The sequence below is a fragment of the Paenibacillus sp. W4I10 genome, from assembly GCF_030816325.1.
Taxonomy (GTDB): Bacteria; Bacillota; Bacilli; order Paenibacillales; family Paenibacillaceae; genus Paenibacillus; species Paenibacillus amylolyticus_B.
The window spans coordinates 4,717,587-4,730,723 of sequence record NZ_JAUSXX010000001.1 but is presented as its reverse complement, the minus strand read 5'-3'; the positions used below and the strand labels follow the sequence as shown (position 1 = coordinate 4,730,723).

Below are 13,137 nucleotides of genomic sequence, written 5' to 3'. Positions count from 1 at the left end.
GGATGTCAACGGAAAAAAAGCTTGTTATAAAGCGGTTTCCAAAGCTTGGTAGAAAGCGAATTGTCAATTATATTCTATTTGAGTGTATACGCTCAAAGATTTATTGACAAGGATCGACAGTATCCGCTAGGATAAGAAAAAAGAATGTTGAAAAGGGGTATTTTCAAAATGAAAAGAGGTTTATCGTTCGTCTTATCGATCATCATGTTGGCTATTTTGTTGGCAGCTTGTGGGAATTCGGCTTCCAAAGACGAACAATCCGCCCAAGGCAGTGATTCGGAGAAATCTCTTCGGATGGCCCTCGTACTTCCCGAAAAAATAGGGGTTAACCCTTTCTTTGTACAGATGGATGAAGGTTTCAAAAAAGCAGGCGAAGAATTCAAAGTAGATACCAAGACGATTGAATCGACAGACCCGGCAGCATTTGAACAAAATCTGCGTGCTGCGGTTGCCGAGAATTATGATCTGATTATTACAGCAACTTTCCAGGCAGAAGATGCATTGAAGAAAGTCGCAGCAGAGAATCCGGACAAGTCCTTTGCAATTGTAGATACAACCGTTGATCTTCCTAACGTTCGTAGCGTTGGTTTCCGTGAATATGAAGGGGCGTACCTGCTCGGTGCAGCTGCTGGATTGTCCACCAAAACAGACAAAGTCGGCATGATTGCAGCGATGGATGTACCATTGATCAAGAAATATACGGAAGGTTTCAAAGCTGGATTGGAATCCGTGAATCCGGATGCAGAATTCCTCGTGAACTATGTAGGTGGATTTAATGACCCGGCCAAAGCAAAAGAATTGGCACTCGTACAATTCGGCAAAGGCGCTGATTTCATCGCTGGCGCATCCGCTGTAGGTGATCTGGGTGTGTTCGAAGCAGCGAAAGAAAAAGGCTTCTATACTTCAGGTCAGGATACGGACCGTACCGTTGAAGACCCGGAACATATCGTATTGTCTCAATTGAAGTCAACCGATACCGTTGCTTATGAGACCGTGAAAGATTTTGTAGAAGGCAATTTCAAAGCAGGTGCAGTGAACTACGGCTTGAAAGAAGACGGTGTGGGCCTGACTTACGTTACACGTGATAGCGAATCTCCGCTGAATGCTTTTGTTGGACAAGAAGTGATCGACAAAGTGAAAGCAATCAAGGATGATATCGTATCCGGTAAAATCGTAGTCAAAGATCCATTGCAACAATAGTTTTGAATGTTCTTTTCAATGAATGAGTGATGGAAATGATCAGCCGGCTGCCCGATCAGGCAGCCGGTTTTGCTGCTATTAAATGACCGAGACCGAGAGGAGCGAACTCGAGATATGCTGTTGGAGATGGAGCAGATTACGAAGAAATACGGCGGCTTCACCGCTAACCGTGACATCCGTTTTAATTTGCGTGAGGGAGAGATTCATGCCCTTGTCGGTGAGAACGGGGCCGGTAAAACAACCTTGATGCGTATGCTGTACGGTATGGAACAGCCTACGACAGGAACAATCAAAGTCCGTGGACGCGAAGTGAGCTTCGCTACGCCGTCCCAGGCGATGGCAAGTGGGATCGGTATGGTGCACCAGCATTTCATGCTGTTCCCTTCCTTTACGGTGGCGGAGAACATCGTGATTGGGCGCGAACCGGCTAAGGCAGGTGCATTTGACCGTAAAAAAGCAGCGGCCCAGGTGAATGAGCTTGGCAGACAATATGGCATGCCGGTTGACCCGTGGAAAAAAGTGTCCGAGTGCCCGCTTGGCATGCAGCAGCGTGTTGAAATTCTTAAGGTGCTGCATCAGGGCGCAGACATCATTATATTGGATGAACCATCGGCGGTACTGACGCCGCTGGAAGTAAAGGAACTGCTGGCGAACATGAAATCACTCGCAAAGCTGGGCAAAACCTTTGTACTAATCACGCACAAGCTGCAAGAAGTCATGGATGTAGCCGACCGGATTACGGTACTTCGGGATGGTCAGGTAACGGGTACGTTAGAAGCCAAAGATACACATGTGGAGGAATTGTCCCGTCTGATGGTTGGTCGTGAACTTGTGCGTATGGACAAGCAGCCATCGGTTCCAGCCGAAGCCGTTCTTCAGGTGGAAGGGGTCAATCTGTCCGGGGCCAAGGATCGTTCGGCGCTCAAGGAGATCCATATGGAGGTTCGTAAAGGCGAAGTCGTTGGCATAGCCGGTATCTCGGGTAACGGCCAGTCGGAATTGATTCAAGTGATTGCGGGACTGCGTAAGGCGGACAGTGGTCGCGTTGTGCTCTCCGGGCAGGATACAACCAATTGGCCTGTACGGCGCATTCGGGAGCATGGACTTGCTCATATCCCGGAAGATCGTTATATGTGGGGAGCGGCCAAAGATGCGAGCGTTCGCGAGAACGGGCTGATGGGACATCATCATCGCTTGCAGTCACGTGGCATTATCAAAGCGAAAGCAGCAAGAACAATGGTAGAAAGCTGGATCAAACAGTTCAGCATCAAGACGGGTTCTGCGGAGACCAAGGCGCAGTTTCTGTCCGGAGGTAATTTGCAGAAGCTGATTGCCGCTCGTGAATTTGCACAAGATACACCGTTTCTGATTGCAGCCGAACCAACACGTGGTGTGGATATCGGAGCGATGGAGACGATTCATGCTGAATTGCTACGTAAACGTAGTGAAGGTGCGGGTATTTTGCTCATTTCATCGGAGTTGTCTGAGATTTTGCAATTATCGGATCGCATTATTGTGATGTATGAAGGCGAAATTGCCGGAGAACTGAGAGCAGAGGAAGCGACGGAGGAACAGATCAGTTTGTTAATGGCAGGAGGGAAAGAGCGGATATGAATCGGGTAAAAGAAACACTTCGCGGACTCGTACAGCCGCTGCTTGCCGTATTCATCGGTCTGATTGCAGGGGCTGTGGCGATTCTGATTGTTGGCGGTAATGTGGTGGATACGTATGCGGAGATGTGGAAAGGGGCCTTCGGCAACTTCTACTTCTTCACCAATACACTGGCTCGTTCCACACCGATCATCTTGGCGGGACTTGGCGTAGCCTTGGCATTCCGTGCCGGATTTTTCAATATGGGAGCCGAAGGTCAGATGATTCTTGGCGGGCTCAGTGCCGCGCTCACGGCGCTCTATCTGCCAGGACCAGGCTGGTTTGTGTGTATTGCTGCGATTGTGGCAGGTATTGTTGCCGGGGGAATCTGGTCTCTGTTTGCAGGTTGGCTGGATGCTCGTTTCGGCATGAACTTATTGATTACAACCTTATTACTTAACTATATTGCCATTTATTTTGGTGGATACATGGTCTCCTATCCATTCAAGGATCGGACTGGATCTGCAGCGATGGCTCAGACACCCATGATTGATCAGAGTATCTGGTTGCCGAAGTTGTTCCAGGGCATGGGACTGCATGCTGGCTTCATCATTGCCATAGTCGCGGCTATTCTGATCTACTGGTTCACTCATAAAACGGTGACTGGTTACGAGATCCGCATGCTCGGCAGCAACCCGTCCTTTGCAACCTACGGTGGTGTTCGCCGCATTCGCATGATGATGCTGTCTATGGTCATCAGTGGTGGACTTGCTGGACTCGCGGGTGCGGGGGAAGTGCTCGGTACACAGTACCGTTTCCTTGATGGCTCGTTGTCATCGGCAAGTTATGCATGGAGCGGCATTATGGCCACGCTACTTGCCCGTTCGCATCCACTTGGTACAGCTGTGGCAGCCATTTTGCTCGCTGCGTTACAGACAGGTGCCATGGGGATGGAACGGAATACGGATGTGCCGCTGGAAGTCGGCAGTGTCATCCAGGCCGTATTGACGTTATTTGTATCAGCTCAGATCGGTTATTCATTCCTGAAGCGGAGAAAGGAGAAAAAGTCCAATGCAACAACTGTTTGATGCAGCCATGTTTGGCTCAACCTTGCGGATTATGACTCCAATCCTGCTTGCAGCGCTCGGTGGGGCTTTATGTTCCCGTGTCGGTCTGTTCAACGTGGGTCTCGAAGGACTGGTTTTGATTGGTGCGTTCTCCGCCATTGTCGGTAATTATCTGTTTGGCAATGTGCTGCTGGCTGTACTCTTTTCCATTATTATCGTCATGTTGTTCTCGGCGCTCTTTGCCTTTATAAGTATTAATCTCAAGGCCAACGCCATCGTGGTCGGGATCTCGCTGAATTTCCTGGCTGCGGGGGTGACGACCTTTGCACTGCGTGCGATTTTTGATGTAAAAGGTGCATACTACGACAAAGACATGGTTGGACTTCCCAAGTGGGATATTCCGCTGATTAACGACATCCCGTGGGTGGGCGATGTATTATCGGGACATAGTCCCTTGGTCTACCTCGGTATTGTGCTCGTGATTGGACTGCAATTCTATCTGTTCAAAAGTGTATCCGGCTTCCGCCTGCGCTCCGTCGGTGAGAACCCGATTGCAGCACAGAGCATCGGGATCAAGGTACGATGCATCCAGTACGGTGCTGTTCTGATGTGCGGTGTGTTGTGTGCTCTGGCTGGCGCACAGTTGTCGCTCGGTCAGGTGACGATGTTTACCGAAGGTATGACCGCGGGTCGTGGCTTCATTGCACTCGTAGCAACGATGTTGGGGCAAGCGAATCCGCTTGGCGTGATGGGCTCAAGTGTACTGTTTGGCTTCATGGAAGCATTGAGTATTCGTCTGCAAGGCTTCTCCTTGCCAACCCATTTCACATTGATGTTGCCGTATATTGTGACGCTGGTCGCAATGTTCTTTTTCAAAGACCGTACCTATGCACAGGATGCACTGAAAGCGGGCGGAAGCTCGCGTTAATTCCTGAATGCCCATGCTAGAGGCAGAAGAAGAAGGAGGAATTCCACTTGCATAACAAGGCTGAACGTTTGAAAAAAGGAAAAACCCCGGCACCCAAAGCAGGCAATGATCATGGAGATCGCTTGCCGCCGGGACAGATGCTGACGGAGAAATTCCCGATTCTGCATGAAGGGGAAGTGCCGGAATATGACCTGTCCACCTGGGACTTGAAGGTATTCGGCGAAGTGGAAGAGGAGAAGGTGTTCTCCCTAGCTGAGTTGCAAGCGATGCCTCAGGTGAACACGGTTAGTGATATTCACTGTGTTACCCGTTGGTCCAAATTCGATACGCCGTGGGAAGGTATTCGCTTCTCCGATTTTGTGAAACTTCTGGGGGTTAAGCCGGAAGCAAAATACGTCATGATCCATGCAGATCATGATTATGAGACAAATGTACCGCTCGAAGAATTGATGCATGATGACGTACTGCTTGCATTCAAATATAACGGTGAGCCACTAACACCCAAGCATGGTTTTCCACTGCGTATGGTTGTGCCACAGCTTTACTTCTGGAAGAGTGCGAAGTGGATACGTGGGCTGGAGTTTATGACAGAAGACCGTAACGGATTCTGGGAAGTGAATGGTTTCCACCATTTTGCCGATCCGTTCAAGGAACAACGCTTCTCGGGTGAAGATCTGCCGATTCCGGAAGACGAGTGGACGAAGAAGGAGTTTGATTGATATGTTGATGCCTATTTTGCAGATTCATTCGGAAGACATGCCGGCATATGCCATCGTCTGTGGTGATCCGGCACGTGCAGAGAAGATTTCCCGTAAGCTGGAGCAGGCGAGAGAACTGGCGTTCAGTCGGGAGTATCGTACATTTGTTGGATTGTATGAAGGGGTACAGATCGCTGTGGTTAGCCATGGTGTAGGTTCACCTGGAGCAGCTGTGTGCTTCGAAGAATTGATTCGCGCGGGTGTAACGACACTGATTCGTGTAGGTACAGCGGGATCGTATACAGCGGATTATCCGGCAGGTAGTGTGATTGTGAGTACAGCCGCTGTTCGTACAGATGGATTGACTCGCCAACTGGTGCCGGATGGTTTCCCGGCGGTAGCGGACATTGGGGTGACGCAAGCGTTGATTGAAGCTGCTCGTGAGCAGGGGAACGCGGATGCTACAACCTTTGCAGGCAAAGTGGGCGTTGGTATCACCGTAACGCTGGATGCGTTCTTTGCAGGCGTGGAAGAGATTCCACACCGCAAGTACAAGCAGGCTGGAGCACTTGCGGCCGAGATGGAAATTGCGGCACTCTACATCGTCAGCACCTTACGTGGCGCTCGTGCCGGAGCCATTGTCGCAATTGATGGATTCGCGGACAGCGATCTGGCTGCCGAGTATGATCCGCATACAGATGCGGTTGGACAAGCGGTGGAGCGCGAGATTAATGCCGCTCTGCAAGCGCTAGTAGCGCTTGCTCGTCAGGATCAGACATAGGTTAGTTAAGGCAAGTATACATTTTTTCTTATTGTTTCAATCAAAACAGTAGATGATGTCCATTTGAGGTGGACAATATAAAAGGGGCGTCCCGTAAGGTCATAAATATGACCCAGGGGGCGTCCTTTACTTTTTGATTTTTCCGTTTTTGGTTAAGTGGAGCCTTTTAAATAAACTGAAAAAGAAGAGGGGATAAAGTTACAGTAGCGAATTGTATTTGCATGGTATGTCATTAAATTAGGAGAGTGATTATATATGGGCTGGAGTGAATTACGTGAAATTCCTAATGAATACAGCGATGAGGTACAGCGGATTGATGAGCAACTTTTGAAACTGGTCGCAGCCAGAAAGGACATAACCGGAGCTGTCCAATACCAACCCCCTCAAAATACCATCGATGAATGGGTGAGCTTACTGGATATGAAGGAGGAAGATATCCGATATGTTCTCCGTAGCGTGCAACCGATGCCTCAAAGACACTACTTTCCAAGTGAACCTCTTCAATTGGGTGCCGATTATGAAGAAAATGATTAAAGATTCGTGTGAGTATATGATCACGCATTCGATGCAATATGAAGGCGAAAGCCTCGTATATGTGGAGATTCAATATAAAGGGAATGAAGCTGAGCGTATACAAATGGTTCCACACTTGGCTCTGGAAATATTCAGCGAACAGAGACATATCACCATGAGACATGGCAGTCGTGGAGGAGGTGGGGAGACGCAAATTAGTTTCCGAGTGGTTCCTGCCCTTCCTTCTTCTCTGGAAAACGTTCGATTCTCCTTGATTCCCTCAATACCGGAGATGGAATACAAAGTAGAGGAAATCATTTTGGATAAACAGGTTGATTTCGATTAACGGGGAACAGGATATATCATGAAAAATGACGTATGGAGAATGCGCATGTAATTAGGGCGCATATCTATACGTCATTATGTTTAACTGGGGAATAAGTGGATGGCCTGTCCTTCGCGAAGAATGATAATGCAGAAAGTGGGCAGGTTATATAAAGGAACATCAACATGAATACGAAAAAGGGAGGACTCTACGATGAAACAGAACAATCAACCTCAGGACGAGGCGGAAATTCGCAACAAGCTGGATGAAGACGGGGATTCCTTGATGGAGAAAAAGAAAATCTTGAGCGGAGTAGACATTGAGCCGCAGGCGGACGAATGGGCAGCGAAGCCATCACCTGTTGCTTTTAATGAAGGAAATGCTTCTTCGAAAAAATAAACAACATGAGCATCATATGGGCTTGATGGAATGAAGATAAATTTAGCGAAGCAGGTACCCTTATGGTATCTGCTTTTTGGTTGTATAATAATGTAAAATTCAGTAGATGAAAGAGTGATGAGGATGAGTACGGGTAAGATTAAAATCAGAAAGGCAGAAATGAGGGACTACTCTGGCGTGTCATTGTTGATGGATGAGCTTCACCAGATGCATGTCGAGGCGCGGCCCGATCTATACAGAGTGTTAGAGACCAGAATGGAGGAAAAGGAGTTCACCGAACTGCTGGAAACGGACAAGCGTTACCTGTATGTTGCCGAATCTTTAGAAACGGGCTTGATTCTGGGTTACGGGAGTGCGCAGTTGAGTGCTATTCAAGATAACCCATTGATGGTGGATCGCAAGATGTTGTACATCCATGAACTTGTAGTGGATACCAAGCATCGGGGCCAAGGAACAGGCAAACAGTTACTACAAGCATTCATCGAGCTAGGGAGAGAGCTTCAGGCAGACAGCGTGGAATTATCCGTGTCGACTTTTAACTCTGGCGCACAGGCTTTCTATGAACAGATGGGTCTGGTCGTTCGCAGCAGCAGGATGGAATATACCTTGTAAGATGCACTGCTCTTTTTAATTAGGAAGGATTCATCCATTTTTATCAGAATATCAGAATACTCTTGAATACCCCCATGGGGTATGTTATTTTTAGAAAAGAACGAAAGAAAAGGGGTGTTCATGATGGATCATCAGAGCCATCCCGAGGAACCTTTGCAATCCTCCATGACCGATTCAACGGAAGCTTTGGCTACAGTTCAAGAAGCAGTATCCTGTCATGCCGAAGGCAGTGATGGGAAGCATGTGCGCAAGAGTCACCATTCGCAGGAGATGAAGAGTAACCTGGTTTCTCGTTTGAACCGTGTGGAAGGTCAGATTCGCGGGATCAAGGGATTGATCGAGAAGGATACGTACTGTGATGATGTGCTGACGCAGATTGCGGCGGCTCAGTCTGCTCTTAATTCGGTAGGCAAACTTTTGCTTGAAGGCCATATGAAGAGCTGTATCGTTGAGCGTATTCAGGCTGGTGAACATGAGGTTGTGGATGAACTGCTGGTTACGATGCGGAAGTTAATGAAGTAAGTCGAATCAATTCACCTATTTAATTTATCATTTAATATACCCCAAGGAGGAATTTACAATGTCTAATGTTACGTTGAACGTTACGGGAATGTCTTGCAATCACTGTGTGAAGTCGGTTGAAGAAGCTGTGAAGAATACCGGTGCGAGTGGTAAGGTTGATCTGGCAGCGGGTACAGTAGCGGTGGAATATGATGAGCAGACGGTGAACGTGGATCAGATCAAAGCTGCCATTGAAGATCAGGGATACGATGTAGTCTAAAGGGATCACAGGCTTAAACCGAACATGCTCATGGGCGAAAAAGAGGTCAAAGTACCTTTTTCCAAGAGCCAGGTTTAAGCCTAATTTTCTGTCTAATATATACCCCTTAGGGGTATGTTGAATGCAACATACAAAAATTGAATCGACATGAAAGGAGCTGACATGATGGATAACTCAACGAATAAACCAATGGATAGATCATCCGAACCCACCCCAATACCACCTATGGCAGAAACACCTGGGCTGAAGGCAACACTGCACATCACGGGAATGACCTGTGCTGCATGTTCGACGCGAGTGGAGAAGGGATTGTCCCGCATGGAAGGTGTGCGTCAGGCCAATGTGAACCTTGCCATCGAACAGGCAATCGTATCTTATGATCCGAAGACAACCAACGTGAATGCGTTGCGGGATAAAGTAGAGGCGCTTGGCTATGGTACAGTATCAGAATCGGTTGATCTGAACATCACCGGTATGACGTGTGCCGCCTGTTCTGCCCGGATTGAAAAAGGTCTTTCCCGACTACCCGGGGTATCTCAGGCGAATGTGAATCTGGCGCTGGAGACAGGGCATATCGAATATGCCGCGGGCTCATTGAAACCTTCGGATATTACTGCCAAGATCAAGCAGATGGGCTATGGTGCTGAACTGCAATTGACCCAAGAAGAGACCACATCGGTTCGTGAACGTGAGCTGCAACGCAAAAAGTGGAAATGGATGATATCAGCTTTGTTATCGATTCCTTTGCTGTGGGCAATGGTTGGGCATTTCTCGTTCACATCCGGAATCTATGTACCCGAGCTGTTCATGAACCCTTGGTTCCAACTGCTGCTGGCAACACCGGTACAGTTCGTGATTGGGTGGCAGTTCTATATAGGAGCGTACAAAGCACTTCGCAACCGCAGCGCGAATATGGATGTTCTTGTCGCACTGGGTACCAGCGCAGCGTTTTTCTACAGTCTGTATCTGACGTTATCCAGTGGGTACTTGCCTTTTGCGTCGGTGGATCATGGTGCAATGGGAACGGGCACAGCCGCCATGCCTTCGGTAGAACTCTATTATGAGACAAGTGCAATTCTAATTACGTTAATTTTACTGGGAAAATGGTTGGAAGCTGTGGCGAAAGGTCGCTCTTCACAGGCGATCAAAAGCCTGATTGAGTTGGCTCCACGTGAAGCCCGTGTCATCCGGGATGGACAGGAAATTATGGTTCCTGCTGCATATGTTGCGGTAGGAGAACTCATTTTGGTGAAGCCGGGTGACAGCATACCAGTAGATGGTATCGTTGAGGAGGGGCAATCCTCTGTAGATGAATCCATGCTAAGTGGAGAGAGCCTTCCCGTGGATAAAAAACCGGGAGATGCCGTTACAGGTGCTACGCTGAACAAAAATGGAGTATTACGACTGCGTGCGACTCGAGTAGGTTCGGACACGGCTCTGTCCCAGATTATCAAAGTGGTGGAACAAGCTCAGGGCTCCAAAGCGCCGATTCAGCGGATTGCAGATGTTATATCAGGCATATTTGTTCCGATTGTCGTCGGCATAGCTGCATTGACATTCCTGATCTGGTATCTGTTTGCAAGTCCGGGTGACTTCGCCGGTTCCCTTGAAAAAGCCATTGCTGTGCTCGTCATTGCCTGTCCATGTGCACTGGGGCTGGCCACGCCGACCTCAATCATGGCTGGGTCAGGCCGTGCTGCTGAGTACGGCATTCTGTTCAAAGGCGGCGAACATCTGGAGTCCGCACAACAGATTCAGACCGTGGTGCTCGACAAAACAGGTACAGTGACTCAAGGTAAACCCGTGCTTACCGATGTTATCACGGCTCCGAATTGGACGGAATCCGATCTGCTTGAGCGTGTGGGAGCGGCTGAACAGGGTTCGGAGCATCCGCTGGCAGAGGCGATTGTTGCAGGTATCCGTGCCAAGGGTCTGGAGCTGACCTCAACAGAGAAGTTCGAGAACATACCGGGATACGGCGTGCGAGCTTCAGTACAAGGGCAGGAAATTCTGGTCGGTACACGACGATTGCTTGCAGATGCAAAGGTGAATGTCTCTGAGGAAACCGTTCAGCAGATGAACCATTTGGAGGAACAAGGGCGTACAGCGATGCTAGTAGCGGTGGATGGTCAGTGGGCAGGGATCGTGGCTGTGGCTGACACCATCAAGGATACCTCTCGCGAAGCCATTGGTCGTCTTCAGGGCATGGGGATTGATGTGATCATGATCACGGGAGACAATGAGCGAACTGCTCGCGCTGTAGCGGAACAGGCAGGGATCGGTAAAGTTCTGGCTGAGGTTCTGCCCGAAGGTAAAGCTGCGGAAGTGAAGAAACTTCAGGAGAGTGGTCTGAAAGTTGCGATGGTAGGTGATGGCATTAATGATGCTCCGGCACTTGCTACTGCTGATATTGGAATGGCCATCGGAACAGGAACGGATGTAGCAATGGAAGCGGCGGATATTACGTTGATGCGTGGTGATCTGAACAGTATTGCAGATGCGATTGAGATGAGCCGGCGCACGATGGGTAACATCAAACAAAACCTGTTTTGGGCACTCGGATACAACGTTATTGGTATTCCCATTGCGGCAGTTGGCTTCTTGGCTCCATGGTTGGCAGGGGCGGCGATGGCGTTCAGCTCCGTGTCGGTTGTACTGAATTCCCTACGTCTGCAACGCATGAAACTGAAGAGAAATGACTGAACGATCTTTGTTTATATCGATATCCAACGTTTCATTGTAATAAAGTGAGGATATAGGTGCGGTTCGCTGCGGCGGACCGGTTTTTTTGTTGAGAAAAATACAGTTGAGTCGCCAGAAAGTAAGCCTGAATCGTTGGTATAGATGTTCTTTTCTACGTAGAAAGGATAGCATAATACTCTTTTGTGAAAATGGATCAATTGTATTCATGAATAAAGCTTACGTTTTCTGAATTTTTCAAAAATGAGTTGACAATATGGACATATTCACATAAAATTTAAACGATCGTTTGATTCAAACAACTGTTTAAATCAAATTAGAACTATTTGAGTAATGGAGGACACCTTTTATGTTACAGGCTTTACGTACATTGTTTAAAAAACCGCCAGTGATTGTAGGGATCGTAACAGCACTTATGTTCCAAGTGATCTTTAGCGTGATCTGGATGACCGCATATTCTGGAGTAAATGACCGTACGAAAGAATTGACGGTTGCAATTGTGAATGAGGACGGCGAAATGTCCAAAGGAATTGCAGATTCGCTCGCTGGAACACTGCCTTTCCATACCGTATCCAATCTAAGTGCGGCTGAAGCGTTGGATCAGTTAAATCATCACCAAGTACACATGGTGCTGGATATCCCGGCTGGATTTAACGAAATGCTTCAGACGGCTGGCTCAACCGCCGAGATTAAATACACCATTAATGAAGCAAACCCGGTTACGATCAAAAGCATGATGCAAGGTGTATCACAAAGTGTGACAAACACGATTAACAAACAAGCTACAGCACAAGGAGTACAGACGGTGTTGACCGCTTCAGGTGCACCTGCCGATCAGGCTGCTGAAGCCGCGACAAACCTGACTACCCGAGTGGAAGGAACGACAACGTCCATCAACCCGGTTAATGGGATGAATAATCAAATGGTGCCAATGATGATGGTACTGGCTTCCTATGTAGGTGCCATGATCATGGGGATGAACCTCCAGACAGCCATGGGTATGCTGTCATCTACCTATTCCCGATTGACTTTGTTTGGCGCGCGAGTAGTCATTAACGTGGGTTCTGCATTGGTCGTTTCCTTGCTGGGATCATCACTGATCGTTGCATTGGGAGGACAGATTGCACAAGGATTCGTTGCATTCTGGTTGTTCCAGGCGCTCTTCCTGTGCACGTTCATGTTCTTCTCCCAGTTCTTCCTGATCTGCTTCGGACCTGCAGGAAGTCTGTTCAACATCATTTCACTGTCCTTGCAACTGGTATCTTCCGGCGCAATGGTACCGCGTGAATTGCTGAACAGCTTCTATAGCGGCATTGGGCAGTACCTGCCTGCAACATACGCCGTTCAGGGTATTCTGAGCGTGCAGTTGGGAGGCCCAGGAGTTCAGTCTGCTGCGGGCTCTATCGTGATTGTACTGTTGGTTGCCGTTGCGTTGTCACTGGTCGTGACGTTATTGAAAAAACAACGCATGCCAGCTATGGCTCCAAGCCCTGCTCAAGCAAACAACTAATACAGCAGATGTATACCATTGCATCATAGGATA

14 protein-coding genes are annotated in these 13,137 nt (G+C 48.4%); all 14 read left to right on the top strand.

Going from position 1 to position 13,137, the window contains the following annotated elements; translation table 11 throughout:
- Window positions 1-168 precede the first annotated feature (168 nt).
- The 14 genes from QF049_RS21190 to QF049_RS21125 all read left to right on the top strand — a co-directional run bounded on the left by QF049_RS21190 (window position 169) and on the right by QF049_RS21125 (window position 13,104).
- Window positions 169-1,200, top strand: coding sequence for a BMP family lipoprotein (locus QF049_RS21190; RefSeq protein ID WP_017691014.1), 1,032 nt, complete (start codon window positions 169-171; stop codon window positions 1,198-1,200).
- Between the two features lie 114 nt (window positions 1,201-1,314).
- Window positions 1,315-2,814, top strand: coding sequence for an ABC transporter ATP-binding protein (locus tag QF049_RS21185; RefSeq protein ID WP_307540382.1), 1,500 nt, complete (start codon window positions 1,315-1,317; stop codon window positions 2,812-2,814).
- Complete coding sequence (locus QF049_RS21180) at window positions 2,811-3,878, top strand: ABC transporter permease (RefSeq protein WP_017691012.1); 1,068 nt, start codon at window positions 2,811-2,813, stop codon at window positions 3,876-3,878. Before QF049_RS21185 ends, QF049_RS21180 begins: the two co-directional genes overlap by 4 nt.
- On the top strand, window positions 3,862-4,785 hold the full coding sequence (locus QF049_RS21175; protein WP_307540378.1) for an ABC transporter permease: 924 nt from the start codon (window positions 3,862-3,864) through the stop codon (window positions 4,783-4,785). Before QF049_RS21180 ends, QF049_RS21175 begins: the two co-directional genes overlap by 17 nt.
- Window positions 4,786-4,832: 47 nt before the next feature.
- The gene (locus tag QF049_RS21170) at window positions 4,833-5,504 is read left to right on the top strand and encodes a sulfite oxidase-like oxidoreductase (protein ID WP_307540376.1); all 672 of its coding nucleotides are present in this window, start codon (window positions 4,833-4,835) and stop codon (window positions 5,502-5,504) included.
- A gap of 1 nt (window position 5,505) precedes the next feature.
- Window positions 5,506-6,264: a nucleoside phosphorylase gene (locus tag QF049_RS21165; RefSeq protein WP_307540374.1), complete on the top strand. Its 759-nt coding sequence runs from the start codon at window positions 5,506-5,508 to the stop codon at window positions 6,262-6,264.
- 255 nt (window positions 6,265-6,519) lie between these two features.
- Window positions 6,520-6,798 (top strand): hypothetical protein, encoded by a 279-nt coding sequence (locus tag QF049_RS21160; RefSeq protein ID WP_307540372.1) that lies wholly within the window; start codon window positions 6,520-6,522, stop codon window positions 6,796-6,798.
- The gene (locus QF049_RS21155) at window positions 6,782-7,123 is read left to right on the top strand and encodes a hypothetical protein (RefSeq protein ID WP_307540370.1); all 342 of its coding nucleotides are present in this window, start codon (window positions 6,782-6,784) and stop codon (window positions 7,121-7,123) included. Before QF049_RS21160 ends, QF049_RS21155 begins: the two co-directional genes overlap by 17 nt.
- 192 nt (window positions 7,124-7,315) lie before the next feature.
- Window positions 7,316-7,501 carry a hypothetical protein gene (locus tag QF049_RS21150; RefSeq protein ID WP_307540368.1) on the top strand — a complete coding sequence of 62 codons (186 nt, stop codon included), beginning with the start codon at window positions 7,316-7,318 and terminating at the stop codon, window positions 7,499-7,501.
- A gap of 123 nt (window positions 7,502-7,624) precedes the next feature.
- Window positions 7,625-8,113: a GNAT family N-acetyltransferase gene (locus QF049_RS21145; RefSeq protein WP_307540366.1), complete on the top strand. Its 489-nt coding sequence runs from the start codon at window positions 7,625-7,627 to the stop codon at window positions 8,111-8,113.
- A gap of 165 nt (window positions 8,114-8,278) precedes the next feature.
- Window positions 8,279-8,635 carry a metal-sensitive transcriptional regulator gene (locus QF049_RS21140; protein ID WP_307543360.1) on the top strand — a complete coding sequence of 119 codons (357 nt, stop codon included), beginning with the start codon at window positions 8,279-8,281 and terminating at the stop codon, window positions 8,633-8,635.
- Window positions 8,636-8,693: 58 nt separating this feature from the next.
- The gene (locus QF049_RS21135) at window positions 8,694-8,894 is read left to right on the top strand and encodes a copper ion binding protein (RefSeq protein WP_017691004.1); all 201 of its coding nucleotides are present in this window, start codon (window positions 8,694-8,696) and stop codon (window positions 8,892-8,894) included.
- 225 nt (window positions 8,895-9,119) lie between these two features.
- Window positions 9,120-11,597, top strand: a complete 2,478-nt coding sequence (locus QF049_RS21130) for a heavy metal translocating P-type ATPase (RefSeq protein WP_307540364.1) — start codon at window positions 9,120-9,122, stop codon at window positions 11,595-11,597.
- Between the two features lie 346 nt (window positions 11,598-11,943).
- A complete protein-coding gene (locus tag QF049_RS21125; RefSeq protein ID WP_307540361.1) occupies window positions 11,944-13,104 on the top strand; it encodes a YhgE/Pip domain-containing protein in 1,161 nt (386 codons plus the stop codon).
- Window positions 13,105-13,137: the final 33 nt, after the last annotated feature.

Coding starts and splice junctions, on each gene's coding strand:
- QF049_RS21190 (WP_017691014.1), top strand. CDS start 169: ATGAAAAGAGGTTTATCGTTCGTCTTATCGATCATCATGTTGGCTATT.
- QF049_RS21185 (WP_307540382.1), top strand. CDS start 1,315: ATGCTGTTGGAGATGGAGCAGATTACGAAGAAATACGGCGGCTTCACC.
- QF049_RS21180 (WP_017691012.1), top strand. CDS start 2,811: ATGAATCGGGTAAAAGAAACACTTCGCGGACTCGTACAGCCGCTGCTT.
- QF049_RS21175 (WP_307540378.1), top strand. CDS start 3,862: ATGCAACAACTGTTTGATGCAGCCATGTTTGGCTCAACCTTGCGGATT.
- QF049_RS21165 (WP_307540374.1), top strand. CDS start 5,506: ATGTTGATGCCTATTTTGCAGATTCATTCGGAAGACATGCCGGCATAT.
- QF049_RS21160 (WP_307540372.1), top strand. CDS start 6,520: ATGGGCTGGAGTGAATTACGTGAAATTCCTAATGAATACAGCGATGAG.
- QF049_RS21155 (WP_307540370.1), top strand. CDS start 6,782: ATGAAGAAAATGATTAAAGATTCGTGTGAGTATATGATCACGCATTCG.
- QF049_RS21150 (WP_307540368.1), top strand. CDS start 7,316: ATGAAACAGAACAATCAACCTCAGGACGAGGCGGAAATTCGCAACAAG.
- QF049_RS21145 (WP_307540366.1), top strand. CDS start 7,625: ATGAGTACGGGTAAGATTAAAATCAGAAAGGCAGAAATGAGGGACTAC.
- QF049_RS21140 (WP_307543360.1), top strand. CDS start 8,279: ATGACCGATTCAACGGAAGCTTTGGCTACAGTTCAAGAAGCAGTATCC.
- QF049_RS21135 (WP_017691004.1), top strand. CDS start 8,694: ATGTCTAATGTTACGTTGAACGTTACGGGAATGTCTTGCAATCACTGT.
- QF049_RS21130 (WP_307540364.1), top strand. CDS start 9,120: ATGGCAGAAACACCTGGGCTGAAGGCAACACTGCACATCACGGGAATG.
- QF049_RS21125 (WP_307540361.1), top strand. CDS start 11,944: ATGTTACAGGCTTTACGTACATTGTTTAAAAAACCGCCAGTGATTGTA.